The sequence below is a fragment of the Leucobacter sp. GX0328 genome, from assembly GCF_053567315.1.
Genome location: NZ_JBSGPC010000001.1, coordinates 1,531,481 through 1,554,336, shown reverse-complemented (window position 1 = coordinate 1,554,336; position 22,856 = coordinate 1,531,481). Strand labels below are relative to the sequence as shown.

At 69.0% G+C, this 22,856-nt stretch carries 20 protein-coding genes; 10 read left to right on the top strand and 10 right to left on the bottom strand.

What is annotated here, in order from left to right; genetic code table 11:
• Nucleotides 1–152: 152 nt before the first annotated feature.
• Nucleotides 153–1,313 (bottom strand): acyltransferase family protein, encoded by a 1,161-nt coding sequence (locus ACUYTF_RS07065; RefSeq protein WP_449279539.1) that lies wholly within the window; start codon nucleotides 1,311–1,313, stop codon nucleotides 153–155.
• Between the two features lie 91 nt (nucleotides 1,314–1,404).
• On the opposite strand from ACUYTF_RS07065, the gene ACUYTF_RS07060 reads away from it, so the two are divergent.
• Nucleotides 1,405–2,490: a glycosyltransferase gene (locus ACUYTF_RS07060; RefSeq protein WP_449279538.1), complete on the top strand. Its 1,086-nt coding sequence runs from the start codon at nucleotides 1,405–1,407 to the stop codon at nucleotides 2,488–2,490.
• A 30-nt stretch (nucleotides 2,491–2,520) separates the two neighbouring features.
• Here the strand turns inward: ACUYTF_RS07060 and ACUYTF_RS07055 are convergent, their stop codons facing one another.
• Together ACUYTF_RS07055 and ACUYTF_RS07050 are read right to left on the bottom strand one after the other, a co-directional pair.
• A complete protein-coding gene (locus ACUYTF_RS07055; RefSeq protein ID WP_449279537.1) occupies nucleotides 2,521–4,059 on the bottom strand; it encodes a LuxR C-terminal-related transcriptional regulator in 1,539 nt (512 codons plus the stop codon).
• 91 nt (nucleotides 4,060–4,150) lie between these two features.
• Nucleotides 4,151–5,629 carry a helix-turn-helix transcriptional regulator gene (locus ACUYTF_RS07050; RefSeq protein ID WP_449279536.1) on the bottom strand — a complete coding sequence of 493 codons (1,479 nt, stop codon included), beginning with the start codon at nucleotides 5,627–5,629 and terminating at the stop codon, nucleotides 4,151–4,153.
• 353 nt (nucleotides 5,630–5,982) lie between these two features.
• Here ACUYTF_RS07050 and ACUYTF_RS07045 point away from each other — a divergent pair, with 353 nt between their 5' ends.
• From ACUYTF_RS07045 to ACUYTF_RS07035, 3 genes are all read left to right on the top strand, one after another.
• Nucleotides 5,983–7,254: a cation:proton antiporter gene (locus ACUYTF_RS07045; protein WP_449279535.1), complete on the top strand. Its 1,272-nt coding sequence runs from the start codon at nucleotides 5,983–5,985 to the stop codon at nucleotides 7,252–7,254.
• A 150-nt stretch (nucleotides 7,255–7,404) separates the two neighbouring features.
• A complete protein-coding gene (locus ACUYTF_RS07040) occupies nucleotides 7,405–9,144 on the top strand; it encodes an alkaline phosphatase family protein (RefSeq protein WP_449279534.1) in 1,740 nt (579 codons plus the stop codon).
• Between the two features lie 46 nt (nucleotides 9,145–9,190).
• On the top strand, nucleotides 9,191–10,342 hold the full coding sequence (locus ACUYTF_RS07035) for a glycosyltransferase (RefSeq protein ID WP_449279533.1): 1,152 nt from the start codon (nucleotides 9,191–9,193) through the stop codon (nucleotides 10,340–10,342).
• Nucleotides 10,343–10,395: 53 nt separating this feature from the next.
• Here the strand turns inward: ACUYTF_RS07035 and ACUYTF_RS07030 are convergent, their stop codons facing one another.
• Both ACUYTF_RS07030 and ACUYTF_RS07025 read right to left on the bottom strand, forming a co-directional pair.
• Nucleotides 10,396–11,067: a GCN5 family acetyltransferase gene (locus tag ACUYTF_RS07030; protein WP_449279532.1), complete on the bottom strand. Its 672-nt coding sequence runs from the start codon at nucleotides 11,065–11,067 to the stop codon at nucleotides 10,396–10,398.
• A gap of 122 nt (nucleotides 11,068–11,189) precedes the next feature.
• On the bottom strand, nucleotides 11,190–11,930 hold the full coding sequence (locus ACUYTF_RS07025; RefSeq protein ID WP_449279531.1) for an LmeA family phospholipid-binding protein: 741 nt from the start codon (nucleotides 11,928–11,930) through the stop codon (nucleotides 11,190–11,192).
• Nucleotides 11,931–12,115: 185 nt separating this feature from the next.
• On the opposite strand from ACUYTF_RS07025, the gene ACUYTF_RS07020 reads away from it, so the two are divergent.
• A complete protein-coding gene (locus ACUYTF_RS07020; protein ID WP_449279530.1) occupies nucleotides 12,116–13,327 on the top strand; it encodes a glycosyltransferase in 1,212 nt (403 codons plus the stop codon).
• Between the two features lie 33 nt (nucleotides 13,328–13,360).
• On the opposite strand, the gene ACUYTF_RS07015 is transcribed toward ACUYTF_RS07020, so the two are convergent.
• From ACUYTF_RS07015 to ACUYTF_RS07000, 4 genes are all read right to left on the bottom strand, one after another.
• Nucleotides 13,361–14,401 (bottom strand): DUF4436 family protein, encoded by a 1,041-nt coding sequence (locus ACUYTF_RS07015; protein ID WP_449279529.1) that lies wholly within the window; start codon nucleotides 14,399–14,401, stop codon nucleotides 13,361–13,363.
• A 99-nt stretch (nucleotides 14,402–14,500) separates the two neighbouring features.
• Entirely contained in the window at nucleotides 14,501–15,700 is a 1,200-nt protein-coding gene (locus tag ACUYTF_RS07010) for a hypothetical protein (RefSeq protein WP_449279528.1), read from the bottom strand.
• 9 nt (nucleotides 15,701–15,709) lie between these two features.
• Nucleotides 15,710–17,503, bottom strand: a complete 1,794-nt coding sequence (locus ACUYTF_RS07005; RefSeq protein WP_434141775.1) for an ATP-binding cassette domain-containing protein — start codon at nucleotides 17,501–17,503, stop codon at nucleotides 15,710–15,712.
• A 60-nt stretch (nucleotides 17,504–17,563) separates the two neighbouring features.
• Nucleotides 17,564–18,673, bottom strand: coding sequence for a DegT/DnrJ/EryC1/StrS family aminotransferase (locus tag ACUYTF_RS07000; RefSeq protein ID WP_449279527.1), 1,110 nt, complete (start codon nucleotides 18,671–18,673; stop codon nucleotides 17,564–17,566).
• A 44-nt stretch (nucleotides 18,674–18,717) separates the two neighbouring features.
• Here ACUYTF_RS07000 and ACUYTF_RS06995 point away from each other — a divergent pair, with 44 nt between their 5' ends.
• Entirely contained in the window at nucleotides 18,718–19,422 is a 705-nt protein-coding gene (locus ACUYTF_RS06995; RefSeq protein ID WP_449279526.1) for a glycosyltransferase family 2 protein, read from the top strand.
• A gap of 10 nt (nucleotides 19,423–19,432) precedes the next feature.
• The gene (locus ACUYTF_RS06990) at nucleotides 19,433–19,786 is read left to right on the top strand and encodes a DUF2304 domain-containing protein (RefSeq protein WP_208046016.1); all 354 of its coding nucleotides are present in this window, start codon (nucleotides 19,433–19,435) and stop codon (nucleotides 19,784–19,786) included.
• A 16-nt stretch (nucleotides 19,787–19,802) separates the two neighbouring features.
• On the opposite strand, the gene ACUYTF_RS06985 is transcribed toward ACUYTF_RS06990, so the two are convergent.
• Complete coding sequence (locus ACUYTF_RS06985) at nucleotides 19,803–20,315, bottom strand: DUF1990 family protein (protein ID WP_449279525.1); 513 nt, start codon at nucleotides 20,313–20,315, stop codon at nucleotides 19,803–19,805.
• 120 nt (nucleotides 20,316–20,435) lie between these two features.
• Here ACUYTF_RS06985 and ACUYTF_RS06980 point away from each other — a divergent pair, with 120 nt between their 5' ends.
• From ACUYTF_RS06980 to ACUYTF_RS06970, 3 genes are read left to right on the top strand one after another with little or no spacing between them, the layout of a single operon-like run.
• Nucleotides 20,436–21,434, top strand: a complete 999-nt coding sequence (locus tag ACUYTF_RS06980) for a Gfo/Idh/MocA family oxidoreductase (protein WP_449279524.1) — start codon at nucleotides 20,436–20,438, stop codon at nucleotides 21,432–21,434.
• Entirely contained in the window at nucleotides 21,427–22,149 is a 723-nt protein-coding gene (locus ACUYTF_RS06975; protein ID WP_449279523.1) for a DapH/DapD/GlmU-related protein, read from the top strand. Before ACUYTF_RS06980 ends, ACUYTF_RS06975 begins: the two co-directional genes overlap by 8 nt.
• A gap of 36 nt (nucleotides 22,150–22,185) precedes the next feature.
• Entirely contained in the window at nucleotides 22,186–22,854 is a 669-nt protein-coding gene (locus tag ACUYTF_RS06970) for a hypothetical protein (protein WP_449279522.1), read from the top strand.
• Nucleotides 22,855–22,856: the final 2 nt, after the last annotated feature.

The following is a 22,856-nucleotide window of genomic DNA, read 5'->3' as shown; positions in this document are numbered from 1 at the left end:
CTCGGATCTCCGTCACGCACCTCGAACACGGGCTCACTTCATCGAGCTCGCCGGCACAGCGCCCCCAGTGTGGAGCCTCATGCATCACCGGCATGCCCTGGGTGGTGCATCAGGCTCCACGCCTCTTCGGGAGCGCACACCTCCCCCGAGGCTCAGGCAGCAGCTGCGCGGCGCCCGGCACCCCGCTCGGCGCGGGTCTTATCGCGGGCGTCCTTCCAGCGGCGCATGCGCCCCTCGACGGGGTGCTCGATGAGGCGGTAGAGCAGCCAGGCGAGCAGGATGTCGACGGCGAGCAGCGCGAGGTTCCACCCGATGTTGCTCCACGAGGGGGCCTGCGGGCCGAAGACGCGCAGGGCGAGGTAGATCGCGGTGGCGTGCACGAGGTAGAAGGCGAACGACCAGGTGCCGAGCCTCACCTGCAGCTTGGTCTCGAAGATGGAGCGGCGCCCGCGCAGCGTGTTCAGGCTGAACACGAGAATGGCGAGGCCGGTGGCGACCGTGAAGATCTCGTTGCCGAAGCCCGCGAGCACGCCGAGCGGGCGGATCCCGTTGAAGAACTCGGAGCCCATGATGACGACCAGCGCGGCGCCGATCGCGGCGACGCCGACGAACGGGTGCAAGCGCGGGCGCCAGCCGCTGCGCACGGCCCAGGCGAGCCCCATACCGAGCAGGAACTCGGGCACGCGGGTGACCGGCACGGGCACGGCGGCGAGCCAGGATTCGGGCCAGAGCGTCATGCCGAGGCGATAGGCGAAGGCCCACGCGATCGCGGCGAGCGAGAAGAGCAGCGCACCGCGCTTCGTGAGGGGCAGCAGGATGCGCGACACCCACGGGTGGATCGCGTAGAAGAGCGCCTCGACCGAGAGGGTCCAGGCGGCCGGGTTGCCCGAGAAGAGGATGACGGGGTTCGCCCACCATGCCTGCAGCACGACGACCGAGAGCAGCAGGATGCCGAGGTCGAACGGTTTCAGGAAGCTGCCTTCGGGAATCGGCGCGAAGGTGTAGAAGACCGGGATGGCGACGAGCAGCGCGACCATGTGCGCGGGCCAGATGCGGGCGAAGCGGCGCCAGTAGAACGTGCTCGTCGGCACCTGCGGCCGCATCGACCAGGTGAGCACGAAGCCCGAGAGCACGAAGAAGAAGGTGACGCCGAAGTAGCCCTGGTTGAAGAGGAGGTTGATCTTGCCCGGCAAGGGCGCGAAGACGCGCATGTGGTACAGGAAGACCATGAATGCGGCCCACCAGCGCAGCCCGGTGAGCACATCGAGGCGCGGCGTACGTTCTGCGAGGATCGCTGCGGTTCTCGGATTCATAGTCTCGGTTCTGCGTCGGAAAAGGGCCGCGGTCAACTCTACTGCCTCGCGCGCGCACGACCGGAGTACGTGTTTTCCGTAAGATGGCAGGGTGAACGAGTATGCAGTCGACGTCGTCATCGCGGTGCACTCGGCGGAGCGTCCGGTGGCCCGCGCGGCCGGTTCGGTGCTCACCGGCACACAGGCCCCGGTGCGCGTGACCGTCGTCGCGCACAACATCGACCCCGAGATCATCCGCGAGCGGCTCGGTGACCTCGCCGGCGATCCGCGGCTGCGGCTCATCGGTCTGGCCGACGGCATCCACTCCCCCGCCGGCCCGATGAATCTCGGCTTCGCCCGCGCCGAGGCGCCGTTCGTCGCGCTGCTCGGCTCCGATGACGAGCTCGCACCGGGCGCGATCGATTCGTGGCTGGCGCTGCAACGCGAGACGGGTGCCGACGCAGTGCTCGCGCGCATCCTGCTCGCGAGCGGCGGAGTCGATCCGTACCCTCCCGTGCGGCTCGGGCGGCGGATGCGCGACCTCGATGGGGCCAGGGATCGACTCGCGTATCGCAGCGCGCCGCTCGGTATGGTGTCGTGCGAGCGCTTCGGCGATCTGCGCCTGACCACCGGTGTCGGCTCGGGCGAGGATCTCGCCTACTCCTTGACAGTGTGGTTCACGGGCGCGCACCTCGCGTACGACCTCACGGGGCCGGCATACGTCGTCAACGGCGACGCCGGCGACCGAGTCACCTCGGCGGTGCGGCCCTTGGCCGAGGATTTCGCGTTTCTCGATCACCTCGAGACGATGCCGTGGTTCGCGCAGGCCCCGGCGCGGGTGCGCGAGGCGATCGTCGTGAAGCTCATCAGAATGCACGTGTTCGATGCGCTCGCGATGCGTGCGAACTCCGACGAGCAGCTGAGCGAGAACCGCGACGCGTTCCGCACGGTGCTCGCCCGCCTCGCGCGGCTGTCGCCGTCGGCGCCGGGGCTGCTGTCGATCGCCGACCGCCGCGTACTCGATGCGCTGGCTTCGCAGCAGAGCCTCGATGCGGCAGCGATGCGCTCGCTGATCGCGGCGCGCAGCCGCTATAAGTCGCCCGCGGTGCTGCTGACGCGCAACCCGCTGCGCTGGTTCCATGCGCAGGCGCCGTTCCGCACGCTGCTCGCCGGCTCGCTGATCGCCCGGCGCGGCTGATCGCCCGACGCCGCAGCGCGCCTTCCCGGCCTACTTGCGGGTGAGCGCGAGCAGCCGGCTGCGGGATGTCACGCCGGCCTTGCGGAGGATCGCCGCGACGTGCACTTCGACCGTGCGCTCGCTGATGCCGAGCGATTCGCCGATCTCCCGATTCGAGAGCCCGCCGGCGAGCAGGTCCCAGACGGCGCACTGCCGCGGGGTGAGCAGCGACCGGAGCTCGGGCGCAGAGTCGGACGTCGGCGGCCCGCTCGGCCGACCGCCGCTCGCCCGCATCGCGGCGACGGCGCGTTCCGCTTTCAACGGCCCCTTCGGCACGTATTTCACCGACGCCGTCCGCAGCAGGCTGTCGTACTGGTCCGCGAGCGCCACATCGATATCCGTGCCGGAGGCGCCGATCGTACGGACGAATTTCGGCACCACCCCCGCCGCCGCGAGCTCCATCGGCAGTTCGCGCACGCCTGCGACGAGCACCCGCGCAGCCTCCGCCATGGCTCCTTCCCGCATGCTCAGTTCAGTCCGTATCACGCAGACGTGGGCCTGGAGCAGAGGCGTGGGCCGGGCGGTTCCCGGCTCCCACCCCGTATTCTCCTGCGGCGCACCGGCGGTGAGGAGCATGCGAGCGTGCAGGTCGTCGGCCTCGTCGGCGTTCCCCGCGTACCAGAACTGCTCGGCGGCCATCACGGTCTCGAGAATCCTCAGGTCGTTGCGGGCTTCGGCGGCCTCGAGCAGCCATTCCTTCACGCGCAGCGCGCGCAGGCGGTCATCGCCGCCCGGTTCGGGCCCCGCCTCGATCTTCTCCATCAGCCGTGCGAGTTCGACGAGCTGCGGGTCGTGCGACGCGGCGTCGCCGATCATCGCCCGGGCGTCGTCGAAGCAGCCGTGCCAGAAAGCCGCGCGCGCCAGAAGCGATCGCGTCGCCGTGGCCTGTTCCGGCGCAGCGGTGCGAGCCTGCCGCGCGAGCATGATCGCATTCCCAGTGAAGCCGCGCTCGAGCTGCGTTGCGGCCTCCTGCACCAGGCGCCGTGCGAGCGAGCGCTGCACGCCCGACTCGGCGGCTCGCGCCTCATGCAGCAGTGCGGCGCTGGCGTAGCCCGCTCGCTCGGCGGCGCGTCCGAGCTCCGCATGAGCCCGCCGCCTCTCGAACGCACCGGTCTCCTCGATGATCAGGGATCGCATCCGCTCATCGACGAACTCCGCGCGCCCCTGCTCGATGCGCAGCACACTGCTCAGCGGGCCGAGCAGCAGCACGGAGGTGTCGACGGCGGAGGCTGAGAGCAGCACCTCCGCGCTCCGCGTCGCATTGAGCGACGCACGCAGCAGCACGCGCCGTTCCGCCGCGTTGTACCGCTCGAGCGATACCGCCTCGCGCATGGATGGCACGATCGGCAGCACTTCGGGCAGTGCGCTGCGGCCGCCGAGCGCTGCGGGCGGGATCACCGAGGCCAGTTCTCGCAACGCCTCGGTCGCGTCGCACGCGAAATCGCCCAGGGTCACCGCCACGCGAGGCGACACGGCGACGCCGGCCTCCGCGCTGAGAAGTGCCGCCCGCCGGGCTGTCGTCGTTCCCACGTCGTGCATTGTTCTCTCGTATCGATCTTCCGCTTCGCGCTGCGGTACCGGCAGTCTGCTTCTCGCCTACGACGATCCGCAGGCGATCGAGTCAGGGCGATAGCCGGTGGATACGCGCGATCATCTTACTGCGCGAGTCGACCTCCATCTTGCGCAGCAGCGCCGCGACGTGCACTTCGACGGTGCGCTCGCTGATGTGCAGGACTTGGCCGATCTCGCGGTTTGTCATTCCGCGGAGCACGAGACCCAGCACCGCCTTCTGCCGCGGGGTGAGCGCGGGCACGGCCTCATGGCCGTGGGAGGAGTCAGCGCCGTCGACCGCCTTCTGAGCGATGGCCTGAGCGGCCGCCACGAAGCGTTCGCCGGTGATGGGGCCGAAGGCGACGTGCTTCTCGGGCGGGGCCCCGAGTATCCCCTCGAGGCGCTCGGCTCGCACGAGGTCGACCGGCATGCCGGCCTCCGCGAGGAGTCGGATGAACTTCGGGATCACTCCTGCCGCGGCGTGCTCGAGCGGCATCCGGGGCATGTCTTCGGAGATGGTCTGGCTCGCATCCTCCAGCTTCCCCGCCTGTATCTGAACGCCGGCTTTGAGCGCGCATATCTGCGCGCCGGCGAGCGGCGTGAGGCGATGATCCTGGGTCGTCCATCCGTTACCCCTGCCCAGGGCGGCCATCGTCAGCAGCAGCTGGGCGCCGTAGCTGTCGCACTCGTCGAACTGCTCCGAGTACCACAGCTCGGCGAGCACGCCGATGCCGTTCATGGCCTGCTGGTCGGCGTGCGCTTCGGCGACTCCGGCGAGCCACTCGGCGACTTCGACACCGCGTTTCCGATTGTCGGGGTGGGGCGCGGGGCCCCGTTCGATGCGGCGGCTCAGTTCGATGAGATCGCAGTCGTCATCCGCGCACGCCAGCAGTTCGCGGGCCTCGTCGAAGCAGCCGTGCCAGAACGCTGCCCGCCCGCAGAGCGCGGCGGCCTGCGCCCGGAACTCACGATTCGCTTCGAGCACGCTGTGCGCCAGCGCGTAGGCGTTGCGCGTGTATCCCCGTTCGAGCTGCGACTGCGCCTCTTTCAGAATGGACAGCACCAGTGGGCGCTGTTTGCCGAGGTCGCTCGAGCGGGCCATATAGAGCAGAGCCGCCTCGCGGCATCCCGAGCGCTTCGCCGCGCGGGCGAGCTCCGCATAGGCTTCTCTGCGTTCGAACGGACTCGAGTCGAGCACGACCCTCGAACGCACGCGTTCGTCCGCGAAACGCAGCAGCCCGTCGACGATCCTGAGCTCCTGCTTCAACGGCCCGAGCAGCAGCACCGATGCATCGACCGCGGAGGCGGCGAGCACGATCTCCGGCCTGCCAGTGACGTCGAGAGCGGCGCGCAGCAGGAGGCGGCGAGCGGCGGGGCCGCTGTCGCACGGCACGACGCTGCCGCTCATGGCGGGTACGAATGGCAGGATCTCCGGCAGCATGCTCCGGCCGGCCAGCTGCGCCGGTGTCAGGGCTTCTGCGACCTCGCGCAGGCACGTCGCGTCGCCTCGGGTGAACTCCGCGAGTCTGATCGCAACTCTTGGCGACATCATTGCACCTTTCACCCGCCCTCGCGCGTACTCGACTCGTGGAATGCCAGCACATTCTCCCCTGCGAATTGTCTACCACGGCGGTCAAGGCGCGCCCGGCCCGCAGAAGGCCCGGCGCGGCGCACGGTGCGAGCGGGTGCCGCGATTGGTGCAGACCATTGAGATTCTCGAATCGCCGTTCGCACAGCTCCACGACCGACCGCATACGTGAAACCACGCAGAGGCGACGGCATGGGCCTCCCCGACTACGGTCGCCGCAGCACCGCGATATATTCTGGTCGGGCTCGCGTCGGCGCCTCGACCGCACGACTCGGGCGCACCACCCGGCATCGCGGTTCACGGAGAGGACGCATATGGCCATCCTCCTCGTGTGCAATACGATCGCGATCCTGCTGTGGACGGTCATCAGCAAGCGGCTGCGGCGCTGGCACATCTCGGGCGCCGTGGCGATGGTGCTGTGCGGCACGATCACGGGCTTCTTCCTGCGCGATGAGATCAGCGAGCATCTGAACACGAGTCTCGCCGAGCACATCGTCGAGCTCATCCTCGCGGTGCTCCTCTTCGTCGACGCGACCGAAGTGCGCGGCGGCTTCCTCGCCGGGGAGCGCTCGGTCGTCACCCGACTCCTCGTCATCGCCCTGCCGCTCTCGCTGGTGCTCACCGGCGCCGTCGCGATCCCGCTGTTCGACCTGCCCCTGCTCAGCACGACGTCGATCGCGCTGGCGCTGGTGCTCGCCTGCATCGTGCTGCCGGTCGACTTCGCCCCCTCGCCCGAGATGATGCGCGACCGGCTGGTGCCCCGCCGGCTGCGGCACGGCCTCGCCGTCGAGAGCGGCTACAACGATGGCATCTTCTCGCCGATCTTCGCGTTCGCGCTGCTGCTGCTCGGGGCGAGCAACGACGGCGAAGTACTCACGCCGATCGAGGCGCTCGAGAATGCGCTGCCGGCGGCCGGCTGGGCATTGCTCGTCGGCATCGGCGTCGGCGGCTTCATGGGGGCGGCCGTCCGTCTCGCCCTCGCGCGCGACTGGGTCGATGCGCACGGCGTGCGCGTCGCCATGCTGCTCGTGCCGTTCGTCACCTACGAGTGCACGGTCGCGCTGAACGGCAACGGCTTCGTCGCCGCGTTCCTGGCAGGGATCGCCTACAAGCTGCTGCGCACCCGGAGCGGCGGCGACGACCACGACGTGCCGCACGCCGAGCTCGCACTGGTCGATGATCTCGGCGCCGTGGCGTCGCTGTTCATGTGGTTCATCGTCGGCTCGGTCACCGCGCTGATCTTCACGATGCCGGCCAGCTGGCCGTGGATCCTCTTCGCCCTTCTCGCGCTCACTGTGCTGCGCATGGTGCCGGTCTACATCGCGTTCATCGGGAGCCGGGTCTCGCTCCGCGAGCGCACCGCCCTCGGGTTCATCGGCCCGCGCGGCACCTCGAGCATCGTCTTCGGGCTGCTCGCCTTCAACGCATTGAACGACGACGACGCGAACGCCGCGATCTACGTGACGGTGATCACGGTGCTCGGAAGCATTATTCTGCACGGCTGGCTCGGACCGCGCGTGCTGCGAGCCCTCCGCCCGGGAGGCGTCGGCGCGGCGGGCGCCGAACCGGCACGGGAAACCACGTAGGCGCCTGATCCCTGGCGAGGTTTCGCCGCTCGGCCGGAGGCGCTCTGCTTCCACCGTCGAACGCAGGGGCACGCTGCTAACGTAACGCTCGGGCACGGCACGCCCTCGTGGCCGCCGACCCGCTGCATCGCCGCCACGAAAGGACCCTCTGTGAGCAAAGAAGCCGGCGCACCCGAACCGACACGGCGCAACCTCCTGAAGTGGGGCGGGGTCGCCGCCGCGGGTGCGGTATTCGCGGGAGGCGGCGCGGCCGCCGGTGCTGCGGCGGGCTATCGTGCGGGCTTCCAGGCCGGCACGGACAACTTCGCCAACCTTTCGCCCCGCAAGACCCCGGGCTTCGACCATCTCGTCGTCGTCATGGGCGAGAACCGGTCGTTCGACAATCTGCTCGGCTACCTCTACACCCCCGACACGCTGCCCGAGGGCAAGAGCTTCGAGGGGCTCGCGTTCGGCGACTACAGCAACACCGGCCCCGACGGCACGGTCTACAGCGCCCACGTCTACGAGGGCAGTACCGACGACATCATGGGCCAGCCGAGCCCCGACCCGGGCGAAGAGTTTCCGCATGTCAACACGCAGCTCTTCGGCACCGTCGCTCCCGCCGGCAACTCCGAGCTGTGGGTCGAGCACATGGAGCACCCGTTCAACAGCCCTGCGCCCGGGCTGCAGCCCGACAACTCGGGGTTCGTGCAGGACTACTACATCAACTACCGGCGACTGCAGAAGGGCACCGAGCCCCCCGCCGATGACCTGAACACCATCATGGGCAGCTTCTCGCCCGACATGCTGCCGGTGCTGTCGACGCTCGCGCAGGAGTTCGCGGTGTTCGACCACTGGTTCTGCGCAGTGCCGTCGCAGACGTTCTGCAACCGTTCGTTCTTCCACTCATCGACCTCGCACGGCTTCGTCACCAACAAGCACGGCGGCGGGTACGAGAAGTGGATCGACTCCGAGCAGTCGCCCACGATCTTCAACCGCCTCGACGACGCGGGCGTCGACTGGCGCATCTACTACGACGAGCTGCAGCTGCTCTCGTTCACCGGGGTGCTGCATGCGCCGGTACTCGAGAAGTTCTGGAAGTCGGAGCACTTCGCGACGATGGACCAGTTCTACATCGATGTCGAGAACGGCGACCTGCCCGCCTACTCGTTCGTGGAGCCGCGCATGGCGTTCAACCACAACGATTTCCATCCGCCCTTCGGCAAGCTGAAGGAGACGGAGCTCGAGGGCATGGACGTCATCGACAGCGCCGTCTCCGATGTGCGGGCGGGCGAAGCGCTCATCCACAGCATCTACTCGGCGGTCAAGAACTCCGCCTCGGCCGAGGGGTCGAACGCGGTGAACACGATGCTGCTCATCACCTTCGACGAGCACGGCGGCACCTACGACCACGTGCCGCCGCCCGCGACGGTCGCGCCGCACGGCGACGCCGCCGCCGGCGAGATGGGCTTCACTTTCGAGCGCCTCGGCTGCCGCGTGCCCGCGATCGCGGTCTCCGCATACACTGCCCGCAACACGATCGTGAACGACGTGATGCATCACGGTTCGGTGATCAAGACGCTCAGCGAGCAGCATGGGCTCAAGCCGCTGTCGCGGCGCGACGAGAGCGCGAACAGCCTGTCGCTGGTCGTGAACCTCGAACAGCCGCGGCACCCGGACGACTGGCCCGAGACGAGCCCGCAGTGGCTGCCCGAGAACCCGCAGGAGGCGCCGCCGCACCCCGCGCACAAGCACAAGGACAAGCCGCTGAGCCCTCCCGGCCGCGGTCTCGTCGGTCTCGTGCAGGCGAAGTTCGGGCTGCGCGATGTGCCGGAGGCCGAAACCTATGAGGAGGCCTACACTCATTTGAAGACGCACGGCGCCGGCGTCATGGGGGTCGAGCGCAAGTAGCGTCGCCCCGGCGCCCGGCCCCACCCCCACTTTTCACAGGAGTATCTTGCGCATCGCAGTCGTTTCACGCATCTACCGCCCCGAACCGGCTGCCGCCTCGCTCTTCCTCGGCGCCGTCGTCGACGCGCTGCTCGCCGAGGGGCACGAGGTCGACGTGCTCACCGCGACCCCGCCGCCAGGGATGCGGCCGGATTCGCGCGGCGAGCGCGTGCGCAGCAGGCGGGTGCTGCGCGACGCATCGGGCTACGTGCGCGGGTACGCCGGGTACATGAGTTTCGATATCCCGCTCGCGTTCCGCCTGCTCGTGCTGCCGAAGCCGCACGTCGTGCTCGTCGAGCCGCCGCCGACGACCGGGGCCGTCGTGCGCCTGGTGTGCGCGCTGCGCCGTATCCCGTACGTCTACGATGCCGCCGACATCTGGTCTGATGCCGCGCAGCTCGAGGATGTGCCGGGCTGGGTGATTCGCGCGCTGCGCGCCGTCGAGCGCTTCGCGCTGCGCGGAGCGTCGCACATCGTGACGGTATCGGAGGGGGTCGTGCGCCGCGTGCGCGAGCTCGGTGCGAAGCGCGCGGTGACGGTCACCGGGTTCGGCGCCGACGTCGACGAGTTCCCGGTCACGGTCGGCGAGCGCGAGCCCGTCTTCGTCTATGCGGGCAGCTACTCGCCGTACCACGGCTCCGACATCTTCATCGACGGCTTCGCCCGCTTTCTCGAGACCCATCCGGGCCACCGCCTGCGCTTCATCGGCAACGGAGTCGAGCGCCCGAGGCTGCAGGCGCGGGCGCACGAGCTCGGCATCACCGGCAGCGTCGACTACCTCGACCCGGTGCCGCCGAGCGAACTCGTGCCGCACCTCGCGAGCGCGGCCGCCAGTCTCGCGTCGATCAAGCCCGACACCGTGTACGAGTACTCGTACGCGTCGAAGGCGTTCTCGTCGCTGAACGTCGGCTGCCCGGTGCTCTTCACCGGCCCGGGCCCGACCATCGACCTGCTCGAGAACGCGAACGAGCACGTGCGCGCGGGCGAGGCCTGCGCCTACGACACCGACGCGGTCGCAGCCGCAATGGCGCGGCTGGTCGACGAGCCGGCATCGTCGGATGAGCGCGAGGCGCTCGGGCGCTGGGCCGCCGAGCACCACTCGCTGCAGGCGGTCGCGCGCTATGTCGCCGATGTCGTCATCGCGACCGGCGGGCGCTGAGCCGGGCCGAGGCAGCAGGATAGGCCAGGCAGGACCGGCTCGATCGAGGCTCGTCAGTAGTTCTCGGCGGGTACCTGCTCGAACCACCAGAACGGGTGGGTCAGAATCTGCATGACGGGTTCGCGACCCACCCAGTCGCCGAAGTGGCCTTCGCGCCAGCGGCCGCTGGAGTCGCTCAGGTACTTCATGGTGGGCATCATGAAGCGGCTCTCGTAGGCGTGGTAGCGCACGGTCGGAGCCCAGCGGGCGAGCAGCGAATCGGCGAACTCCACCCCGCCCATGCGTGCGGGCTCGTGCGAGCTGAATCCGGTGAGCGGCCGGCCGACCGCGGCTTCGAAGACGCTGCGCTGCCGCTCGGCCCATTCGAGGTTGTCGCCGCCGACCACATCGCACAGCCCGCCTTCGAGGTGCAGCTGCACCTCGTGCCCAAGGGCTTCCAGCTCGCGGATGGTGCGCAGCGACGGCAGGCTCAGCAGGTTGTACCCTCGGGCGTGCACGCGCAGGAAGTACGAGGCGGTGCAGCCGGCGCGCGCTTCGAGCCGCGCGACGCGGGCCGCGAGTTCCAGATCGTTGTCGATGTCGTGGCGCAGGATCAGATGCTTCTCACGCGGGTCGTCGAGAAAGCCCGCGAAGTGCGTGGCCTCGTAGCCGGCCTTTCGATAGGCCTTCAGGGTCTCCTCATAGGAGTGGAGCGAAAAATCCAGCGGATACGACGGCAGAGTCATGAAATCTCGGGCTCCCAGGGCGCGGTCGGGCGCCACGACGGGTCGCAGGCGCAGAACAATCAAACATTACAGCAGGCAATGTCAACCCCATTGACAGACTACGAACTTACCCGTAGGTGCTCCTAGTCGCAGGTGCCGGCGCGCATCTCCGCCGGATCGGACAGGATGGTCGGCGCGAGGTCGACCGTGACGAGCAGCCCGCCGTCGGCGGTGACTTCGACGCCGGTGATCGTGAAGCCCTGCGGCAGAGAATCCCGCATGCAGACCGTGCTCGGCTGGGCGAGCTCGGCACCGCCCATCGCGAGCAGCTCGTCGAGCGATACCGGGGAATCGGGGTTCTCGCGCAGTTCAGGCGAGATCTGCAGCTCGTTCGCGTCGCCGGGCGTGATGGCGATGGCCGCCGAGATCGGAATCTGCATGCCGCCGACGTCGAAGCTCGAGCCGACGAGGATCTCGCCGTTCTCGATGGTCGCCGACTGCCAGGCGTCGCCGGCCATGAGCCCGAGGATCGTGCCCATCTCGTCGGCGGGGAAGGTGAGCTGCATCGATCCCTGCTCGATCTCGCCCTTCGACGGGTCGAAGGGCGCCGAGTGCGCGTGCAGCACGACGTCGGGCACGATGCCCTCGCCGACGGGCAGCTCGGGCACGTGGATGCGGGTGTCGGGGATGCGCCCCTGCACTGCGGAGACGAGCGCGATGCCCTTCGTGCTCACCTCGACCGGGTGGGCGGTGTCGAGGTGGAACTGCGAGCGCATCGCCTCGGCGATCTGCTTCGGGATGATGATGCGCAGCGCGACCTCCCCCGCGCCGACGATGAGAATCGCCACCAGTACCCAGATCGCGATCTTCTTCATTGCAGACATGCGTCTCGTCTCACCACTTCTCTCGATTTCGAATGTGCCCCGCAAGACTGTAGTTTCCGTACCCGGTGCGGCGCCGCGGCGTACGAGCTTGCACCTAGTGGTGTTCCGCGAGTTCATGCCGTTGCGGGCCTCTTCGGCCGGCCTCGCCCGGGGCGGCACTCAGCGTTCGCCTACACTCCGGGTGCATGAGCGCACCACGAGTTGACGTGACGATCGCTGTGCATACGAGCACGCGACCCATTGCACGGGCTGTGGGTTCCGTGATCGACCACACTGCGGCCCCCGTGCGCGTCATCGTCGTCGCGCACAACATCGATGCCAGCATCATCCGCGCCAACCTCGGCGCGTACGCCGCCGACCCCAGAGTCGAGGTGCTCGAGCTGCGCGACGGCATCCCATCACCCGCCGGGCCGATGAACTTCGGCTTCGCCAGCTCGACGGCGCCCTTCATCTCTCTGATCGGCTCGGACGACGAGCTCGAACCCGGGGCGATCGACTCGTGGCTCGCGATGCAGCGTCGAACGGGCGCCGAAGCGGTGCTTGCCCGCATCATCGACCACGGCAGAACCGACCCCTATCCCCCGGTGCGCGGCGGCCGCCGACTCGAGGGCCTCGACGCCGTGCGCGATCGTCTGGCCTACCGCAGCACCCCGGTCGGGCTGCTCAGCCGGGAGCGCTTCGGGCAGCTGCGACTCGCCGAGGGGCTTCCTTCGGGCGAGGACATTCCCTATTCGCTCTCGGTGTTCTTCACCGCGCAGAAGCTCGCGTACGATCTGCACGGCCCCGCCTACGTGCTGAACGAGGATGCCGAGGACCGGGTCACCGCCGAACCGCGCGAGGTCATGCTCGACTTCGGGTTCTTGCGCGAGGTCGAGCGCCTCGACTGGTTCGCGCAGGCGCCCGCCGACGTGCGCCGCTCGATCGTGCTCAAGCTCATCCGCATGCATTTCCTCGACGCCGTGCGCGCACGCACGCAGAACGAGCAGCAGTTCTGGGCGAGCGAGCCCGACCTCGCTGCCGTCGCCGAAGAGCTGAAGGCCCTCTCGCCGGGCGTGCTCGGCTGGCTGTCGATGTCGCACCGGGCGCTCGTCGATGAGATCACGGCCGCCCGCCCGTCGTACGCACGCGTACGGCAGCTCGTCGACGCCACGGCTCACTACAACCGCCCCACGGCCCTGATCAGCTCGCAGCCGTTGCTCGCACTGCACAGCCAGGCCCCGTTCCGCACGCTGCTCGCCGGGTTCCTCGCCCAGCGCACCGCGCGCCCGCGCCCCGTGGCCGAGCGTTCGGCTGCCGGCAGGGCCGTCGATGCCGTGAAGCCCCGCCTGCTGCAGCTGGCCGGCGGGTTCACCGCGGTCTCGGTCGGCGCCTCAGAACTGCAGACGATGTTCGTCTAGCTCCCGACCCGAGTCGGCCGGGCGGCTGCTCACTCAGCGCCCGGCCGACTCGACCAGCGTCTGCGGTTGTGGCGGAGCCGCGGCCTGCGGCTCGGGCTCCGCCGTGCGCTGGCGGTACCAGGCGACCACGCTGAACAACAGTGCGAGAATGAGGCCCGCGATGACCCAGAGCACCACGAGGTAGTCGACCCACGACCCGACCGGCGGCTGCCCGGGCAAGAAGTTGCGCAGCGTCGGGGTCGCGAAGAGCATGCCGGCGTTCCAGGTGAAGAAGGCCGGTTCGGCACGGAGCTTGCCGCGCAGGCACTGAATGGCGACGGTCAGCCCGAGCACGGGCAGCATGACCATCAGCCCGAGCAGCACGATGCCGAAGACGATCGTCGCGGGCTCCCGCTGCGCCTCGATCAGATAGGTCTGCACCACCGCACCGCTGTCGGGGTCGGTGAACGCCAGCTCGGGGTCGGAGCGCAGCGAGATACTCCACCCGGGCACGTCGTGGTCGCCGAGTGTGAGCACGGCCGGCAGCGACTGCTCGTACGCGGCGAGCTCGGCGTCGTCGGCGCCCACCGGCGCCCCGGAGTTCGGGGCGGGCCGGTAGACGTCGACCATGGTCTGCGCCTCGTGCCGGTCGAACGGCCATAGCTCGATCGAACCGGTCGTGTTGAGCGAGACCTTCGTCGGGGCGATGGGGCGGTTCGCCTCGAAGCTCAGCTCCTGCCCGCTGTGCTCGGAGGTCATGTACACCTCGAGGTCGGTCATCACCGACAGGCCGTCGATGGCCGTCATGAGCCCGCCCTCGCGAAAGCTCAGATCGGCGATCAGGCGATCACCCGCCGCGTCCACTTCGCTCGGCGTGATCATGAGCTCGATCTGTTTCTCCGACACCGCATACTTCTCGGCGTCGCCCCGGGTGCCGCCGGTCGCGTGCAGCGTCACCACGAGCGCATACAGCATGAGCACGACGAGCGATGCGGTGATCACGAGGGTCTTGAACGGCGGAGGCGAGTAGTCGGCCCCGAGTGCATGCGTTCGCCGCTCCTTGCGCGGCCGCGCGCGCGGTGTCTGAGGGTTCATCTGCTCCGAGGGTCGAGGCCGAGGGGTCGTGTCGACCCAGAGTAGAGTCGCACACGAGCACCCGCGGCGCCCTTCAGTGAAAACCCGTAATCGACGGGGTCAGTCGAGCCAGTGCTCGCGCAGCACGCCGGCGGCCATCCGCCCGTCGTGCACTTCGCTCACGAACTCGACGCCAGTGCGGCTCAACGCGTCGAACTCGGCGTCGGCCGCGAGCCCGCGCAGCACGGTCTCGAGGGTGTCGGGGTTCGCCTCGACGATCGGCAGCTCGCGGCCGCTCGCTGCGGCGACCGCTTCGCGCACCTGCGCCGAAACCTGCCCGACGACGGCGCAGCCGGCGGCCATCGATTCGCAGGCGGCGACGCCGTACGAGCCGAGGCGGAACTGGTCGAGCAGCACATCGGTCTCGGCGAACACCGCGGGCATCTCGGCCGACGCGATGCCCTGCAGCACCCGGAACTCGATGACGCCTTCGGCGGCGAGCTTCTCGAGCGTCGGCATGATGAGCGGAGTGCCCTTGAGCACCGGGTTCGACGGCGCGTGCACGACCCGCAGCGGGGCGGCCGGGTCGCGGGGCGGCCGCTCGGTCGCGGCCCAGCGCGCGGTGTCGACGGAGACGGGGCACCAGGCGGCCTGCGGCACGTCGAGCAGCAGATCGGGGGTCGAGACGAAGAGCTTGCGGGCGCTCGCCTGCAGCAGCTCGATGTTGCGCGCGGCGACCTCTTCGAGGCGCGGCAGGTAGACCGACTCGTCGCGGTAATACGACCACTCGCTCTGCTCGCGGTGCCGCGACGGCAGCCGCGCATCGGTGCCGTGAGCGAGATAGGCGACGTCGACGCCGCGCTCGAGCAGCGCCTCGGCCTGGCGTTCGACCGATCGGCCCATGAGGCGCCCGAACGGCGGCTCCTCGGCCTCGATGAGCACGTGGGTGGCGTTCTCGGCGACGGCGTCGAACTGGCGCTGCTGCCAGTCCGCGTCGTTGTGGTACGTACCGGTCGGCACGAGCAGGTCCGATTCGAAGGCGAAGCCGCCCGGCATGGTGACCGCCATGTTGCGCGCCGAGATGCGATCGCTCGAGCGCTCGAGCGACTCGGCCCAGGCCCGCCCCTGCGCCGCATAGTTCACGGGCGCGATGAGCAGCCGGGTCGGCACGCGGAGGTCGAACTCGGTGACCCCCACGCTTCCGCGCGGCTCGGGGCGACCGAGGCGGCGCGCGGCGAGGCGGCCGAGCGGGCTCATCGGCGCATCGGCGATGCCGTCGATGACCTTGTTCGCCCAGCCGGGAAGCCGGTTCCGATCCATGGGTGCGCGTTACCTCTCGTTCGGGCCCGGTTCACCGGCCGCGCGGCCAGTGCCGAGCTCGCCGGCGAGCCCGGCGAGCAGCACCTGTTCGCCGAACGCCGAGTGCCCGGCGGCGACCTCGGCAAAGGTGCCCTGCGCGGCGATGCGGCCGCCGTCGAGGTAGCAGATCTTGTCGTAGTCCTTGATGGTCGACAGGCGGTGCGCGACCGAGATGAGGGTCGTCTGACCCTGCAGCTCCTTGATCGCCTTCGTCACCTCGTCTTCCGTCTTCGTGTCGAGCGAGCTGGTCGCCTCGTCGAGCACGAGCACGAGCGGGTTCGTGTAGAGCGCGCGGGCGATGCCGAGGCGCTGCTGCTGCCCGCCCGAGAGCGAGACGCCGCGTTCGCCGATGCGCTCGTCGATGCCGTGCTCCCGGCCGGCGACGAGCGTGGCCAGCTGCGCGCGTTCGAGGGCGTACTGCACGCGTTCCCGGTCGATGTCATCGGACCAGGTGAGCGCGACGTTCTGGGCGATGGTGCCGTCGAAGAGCGCGACGCGCTGCGGCACGTAGCCGACGCGGCCGCGCCACTGCTGCAGCACCGTGCGCAGCGGGTCGGCGTCGATGTCGATCGAGCCGCTGCCGGGCTGGCTGAGGCCGAGAATCAGGTCGATGAGCGTCGACTTGCCGGCGCCCGAGGGGCCGACGATGCCGAGGGAGCTGCCGAGCGGGATGTCGAGATCGAGACCGCGGATCACGTCGTCGGGCGAGCCGGGGTACCGGAAGTTCACGTCGGTGAAGCGCAGATGCTGCGGCCGCTCGTCGAGCCGGGCGGTGTCGTCGGGCACCTGCGAGGTGAGCAGGTCGTGCTCGGCCGAGGTGAGGTCGGTGATGACGTCGCGGGTGGTGGCGACGCCCTGGCCGGCTTGCACGAGCGCGGCCTGCATGCCCGTCAGGGCGGGGATCATGCGGAAGCCCGTTGCTGCGAACAGCGCGACCGAAGCGAGCGCGGCCGTCATGTTGCCGTTCACGACGAACGAGCTGACACCGATGAGCACGACACCGCCGATGAGGGCCGCCTCGAAGGCGAAGCCGGGCACGACGCTCAGGAAGGAGATGTTCGCCCGCGCGCGCACGGCGTGGGTGCGGTTCTTGCTGACGAGGCCCGCGACCTCGCCCAGCCGACCGCGCAGGCTGAGCTCCTTGAGCGCCTCGATCATCTCGGTCATGAGGTTCGCGACACGGTAGGTGTAATCGAGGCCCACCTGGCCGGCGACGAGCGCCCGCTTCGTGACGACCGCGTGCACCAGGTAGGCGACGAGACCGAGGTATACGAGGGCGACGAGCGAGGTGACGGGGTCGGCGAAGACGAGCACGCCGAGCACCGCCACGAAGGTGAAGAAGAGGCTCGGTACGCGGGCGATGGGCAGCACGAAGTTCTGCATCGACATGGCGATGCCCTGATCGGCGATGCGGGTGACTTCGGCGACGGTGCGCTTCGAGCGCTGCTCCCAGCTCGAGTTGATGTAGGCGTGGAAGAGGCGGTCGCCGATCTCCTGCTCGTAGCGCGCGAAGCGGCGGGTCGCGAACCAGTGCAGCGTCACCGCGAGCACCGACTTCAGAATGACGAGGCCGATCGCGGTGCCCGCGAGCAGCGGCACCGAGTCCTGGCCGAGCTCGCCGAGCAGCGGCACCGTGAACGTGCCGCCCGACAGCGCCGGGCCGATCACGATGGCCAGGAGGCCCATGGCGACCGCGTCGAGCGCGGTGATCGCGGTAGTGGCGATCACATAGCCGATGAAGTACCGGCGTGCGCCTGCCGGCATGATCGGCAGCAGTTCGCGAAGAGTTCTCCAGATCTCCTTCATGAGGCCCGCAGGTCGGCGTTACGCGCCCGCGCCGAGCACGGCGGTCATCGCCGACACGATGCGCTCGATGTCGCCATCGGCCAGCGACGGGTGCACCGGCAGCGAAAGCACCTCGGCTGCAGCCTTCTCGGTCTCGGGCAGATCGAGGCCCGGGGCGAAGCGGGTGAGCGAGGGCAGGCGGTGGTTCGGGATCGGGTAGTAGACGCCCGAGCCGATCTGATGCTCGTCGTTCAGTGCCTGGCGGATGCGGTCGCGCTCGCCGGCGTCGACGCGGATCGTGTACTGGTGGTAGACGTGCACGGCGCCCTCGGCGACCTTCGGCGTCTGCACGCCGGCGAGGCCTGCGAGGCCTGCGGTGAGCGCGGCGGCGTTGGCCTGGCGCTGCGCGGTCCACGCGTCGACCTTGGTGAGTTGCACGCGGCCGATGGCGGCGTGGATGTCGGTCATGCGCGCGTTGAAGCCGATGACCTCGTTCTCGTACTGCTTCTCCATGCCCTGGTTGCGCAGCACGCGCACGTTGCGGGCGATCTCGGCGCTGCCGCAGGTGACCATGCCGCCCTCGCCCGAGGTCATGTTCTTGGTCGGGTAGAGGCTGAACATGGCGAAGTCGCCGTAGGTGCCGACGGGGCGACCGTTCCACGAGGCGCCGTGCGCCTGCGCGGCATCCTCGTAGATGGCGAGGCCGTGCTCCTGGGCGATGGCGTCGATCTCGTCGACGAGGTAGGGGTGGCCGTAGAGGTGCACGCCCATGATGCCCTTGGTGCGCGGCGTGATCGCGGCGCGCACGGCGTCGGGGGCGATGGTGAAGTAGTCGGGCTCGATGTCGACGAACACCGGCGTCGCGCCGGTGAGGGCGACCGAGTTCGCGGTGGCCGCAAAGGTGAACGACGGCACGATGACCTCGTCGCCCGCGCCGACGCCCGCGGCGAGCAGGCCGAGGTGCTGGCCGCTCGTACCCGAGTTCACGGCGGCGGTTTCGCGTCCGTTCACGAAGTGCTCGGCGAACTCGCGTTCGAAAGCGGCGACCTCGGGGCCCTGTGCGATCATCCCGGATCGCAGCACCCGGTCAACGGCGGCGCGTTCTTCGTCGCCAATAATCGGCTTCGCCGCGGGAATGAACTCGACCATGGAGGTGACCTTCTTTCGATTCGTCCGTCTGCCAGAATAGTCGTATGAGCTTCAATCCGGCCGAGCACCCCGCTGCCAGCGCCGACAATCGCGATGTTTGGGTGGTCATTCCGCTCTACAACGAGGCGACGGTCATCGCTGAAGTCATCGCGGGTCTGCTGCCGGTCTTCCCGAATGTCGTCTGCATCGACGACGGTTCGCGCGACGGTTCGGGGGCTGTGGCGCGCGCCGCGGGCGCCCGCGTGGTGTCGCATCCGATCAACCTCGGCCAGGGAGCGGCGCTGCAGACGGGTTTCGAGTACGCCCTCGAGCACGACGCGCGGTTCGTGGTCACGTTCGATGCCGATGGCCAGCACCGCGTCGTCGACGCCGAGGCGATGGTCGCGCGGGCCCGTGCCGAAGACCTGTCGATCGTGTTCGGTTCGCGCTTCCTCGACGACCGCACGAAGCCCGGGCTCTTGAAGCGCATCGTGCTGAAGACCGCGGTGGTCGCGACGAACTGGTCGACGAAGACGAAGCTCACCGACGCGCACAACGGCCTGCGTGTGATTCGCGAGGATGCGCTGCGCCAGGTGAAGCTGCGTCAGGATCGCATGGCGCACGGCACCGAGATCGTGATGCAGCTGGGCCGCACGGGTCTGCCGTACGCCGAGCAGCCGGTCGAGGTGCTGTACACCGACTACTCGCGCAGCAAGGGCCAGTCACTCTTGAATTCGATCAACATCCTCATCGAGCTGGTCATCCGGTAAGGGGGACGCCATGACTGTTTTCCAGCTGCTGCTCATCGCCGTCATCGCCATCGGTGCGATCTTCGCGTTGCGCCTGCTGTCGGGCGATCGCTCGCTCGCGGTGAAGCGCATGCTCGCGATCCTCTTCGCGGTGTGCGCGGTGCTCGCGATCCTCTTCCCGCAGCTGCTCACCTGGGTGGCGAATCTGTTCGGCATCGGCCGCGGCGCCGACCTGCTGCTCTACGTGTTCGTACTGGCGTCGCTCGTATTCGCGCTGATCTCGGTGCGCACTCGGGCCCGCCAGGATGCCCGAGTGACCGAGCTTGCCCGGTCGGTCGCGCTCATGGAGGCGCGGCTCTCGGAGCGGCAGGACGAGGGCCGGTAGGACGCCGTTCAGCCTTCTATGCGCCTACGCCGCGCATCGGTTCGCCGAGCACGGCGAGATAGCGGCGGGTCATGCGCGCCTGCACGAGGCGGGCGATCGGCCCGCCGAGGCGCGTGTACCAGCGCGCCGGCTGCGAGAACGCGGTGATGCGGAACACGACGTCGCCCGACGCGTCGAGCCGGAGTTCGAAGCGCTCCTCGCCGCGTTCCGGGTGCCCCTGCAGGGTGCCGTAGGCGAATCCGCAGAGTTCGGCGCTCCGCTCCGCCCATACGACAAGGCACGGCGCCGTGAACTTCAGCGGACCGAAACGCAGGCGCATCTCCACGCGGCTCCCGAGGCGCAGCGGCGCCTGCGACAGCTGCACCTCGGCGCCCGCGCGCCGCTGCACTTCCCCTGCGAAGAGGTCTGCGCCGGCACGCTCGAACGCCTCGCGCCCGTGCCCGATGACGCGTTCGGCGCGCACATGGTGGAAGCCTGCGGGCAGATCGCCCGCGGTCGCGCCGACCTCCGAATAGGTGAGGGTGAACACGCGTCAATCGTAGGCCAGCGCCCTCCTGCGGAGCCGGAGCACCGCGGGCGGTAGAATTCTTCTCATGCATTGCCCCGCAACCCTGCGGGCGCAGAGACTACTTCGGAGGTTCTTCGCACTATGACCATCAGAATGGGCGTCATCGGGCTCGGCATGATGGGGCGCCACCACGCACGTGTGGCGCGCGAAGTAGAAGGGGTCGAACTGGTCGCCGTCGCCGACGCGATGGGCGACCCGCACGGCGTCGCGGGGTCGCTGCCCCGCTTCGAGAGCGTCGCGCAGCTCGTCGAGCACGGCATCGATGCGGCCGTGGTCGCCGTGCCCACGCAGTTCCACGAGGCCGTCGGCCTCGAGCTCGCGGAGGCGGGCGTGCACGCGCTCATCGAGAAGCCCATCGCCGAGTCGATCGATGCGGGCCGGCGCCTCGTCGAAGCGTTCGATTCGCGCGGCCTGATCGGCGCAGTCGGGCACATCGAGCGCTTCAACCCGGCGCTCGTCGAGCTGCGCAAGCGCCTCGAGAACGGCGAGCTCGGCCAGGTGCACCAGATCCACACCCGCCGCCAGGGCCCGTTCCCCGGCCGCATCGCCGACGTGGGCGTCATCAAGGATCTGGGCAGCCACGACATCGACCTGACCTCGTGGCTCGCGAAGTCGGCGTATGCCGATGTCGCCGCGCAGACCGCCTTCAAGAGCGGCCGCGACCACGAAGACATGGTGACGATCTCGGCGAAGCTCGAGAACGGCATCATCACGAACCACCTGGTGAACTGGCTGACCCCGTTCAAGGAGCGCATGACGCTCGTCACTGGCGAGCGCGGCGCCTTCGTCGCCGATACATTGAATGTCGATCTCACCTTCTTCGAGAACGGTACCTTCGACACCGAGTGGGAGGCTCTGCATAACTTCCGCGGCGTGAGCGAGGGCACGATGACCCGCTTCGCGATCGAGAAGCGCGAACCGCTGAAAGCCGAGCACGAGGCCTTCCGCGATCGCATCCTGGGCAAGGCGACCGAGGCAGTCAGCCTGCAGCAGGGCCTCGAGGTGCTGCGCGTCTGCGAGGCGTCGATCGAATCGGCGAAGACCGGTGCGACCGTACACCTCGGCGGCTCCGGTGAGTGATGGTCTGATCAGCCCGGTGGCATTCGTCGGGCCGGGCGTCGAGCTCGGCGCACGCGTCTCGATCGGCCCGGGCGCGATCGTGCTGGGCCCGTGCACCATCGGCGACGACGCATTCATCGGCGCGGGCGCGCAGATCGGTGCACCGCCCGAGATGACCGACCAGCCCCAGAACGCCGCCTGGTCGGGCGACCTCGCCCATGCGGGCGTGCGCATCGAAGCTGGCGCGGTGATCCGCGAGGGCGCCGTCATCCATCAGGGCAGCTACCGCGCGACCACCGTCGGCGCGGGCGCCTGGGTGCTGAACCGCGCCTACCTCGCGCACGACGTGCTGCTCGGGGCCGGCAGCACCGTGAGCGCCGGGGTCAGCATCGGCGGCCACTGCGTCATCGGAGCACGCGTCAACATCGGCATGAACGCATCGATTCACCAGCGGGTGTTCGTCGGCGCGGGTTGCATGGTGGGCATGGGCACTCCCCTCGCCCGCGATCTGCCCCCGTATGTGAAGGCCTTCGGCTCGCCGGCGCGCATTCGCGGCCTGAACTCGATCGGCATGCAGCGCCACGGTATCGATGAGGCGCAGATCGAGGCACTGCAGCAGGCGTACACGCAGGGCGATCTGCTGCTCGACGGCATCGTCGAGTGGTCGGGCGACTTCGCGGCCGACGTCGCGCAGTGGCGCGAGCGCGACCACCGCCGGCCCGCGGCGCAAGCGTAGCTTTCGGGAGCTCCAGTTCTGGGATAGCCTCAGGCCATGAGCAAGCAACGTGTCGTCAAGGCCTTGGCCGCAGCCTGTGCGGCGGCACTCCTCGTCGGTCTGAGCGCCTGCTCCACCGAGACTCCTCCGCAAGCGAAGCCCACGACGCCACCAGTCGCAACGCAGTCGCCCAGTACGCCGAAGGAGACATCCGAGGAGTCCCCGACCGAAACGCCGGCTGCCGATCCCGTTCCGATCCAGCTTCTAGACTGCGCAGACCTTATCCCCGTCGAGACGGTCAGGTCACTCACCGGCCATACGGGGTTCGAAGTCACTCCCTCTGAGGCTTTTCCGCAGGCCTCTCCATATGAAGGACCGGTCGCCAGCGATACGTTCATGAATGCCGTGCAATCAAAGGTGTGCGTCTGGGGAGTGCCCGCCACCGACGGTCTCACGCAGGTAATCGTCACCGAGATCACGGATACAGCACGGGCAACTCTTACGTCGGCGCTCGACGACTCTGTGTTCACCAAGACAGCCACTGGGAACACCGTGGCATACATGGAGCCGTACGACCGCGGTCTTGGCGGACCCTGGTATCGGACCTATCTGTTCAACGGCAACATCTGGGTGTCCGAGTTCAGCAATTACCCCGAAGCGCCTCTCGGCAGCTTTGCTCTCGAGCAGACTCTGGCAGCGAACCCGCATCCGTTGGCCCGCCCGTAAGA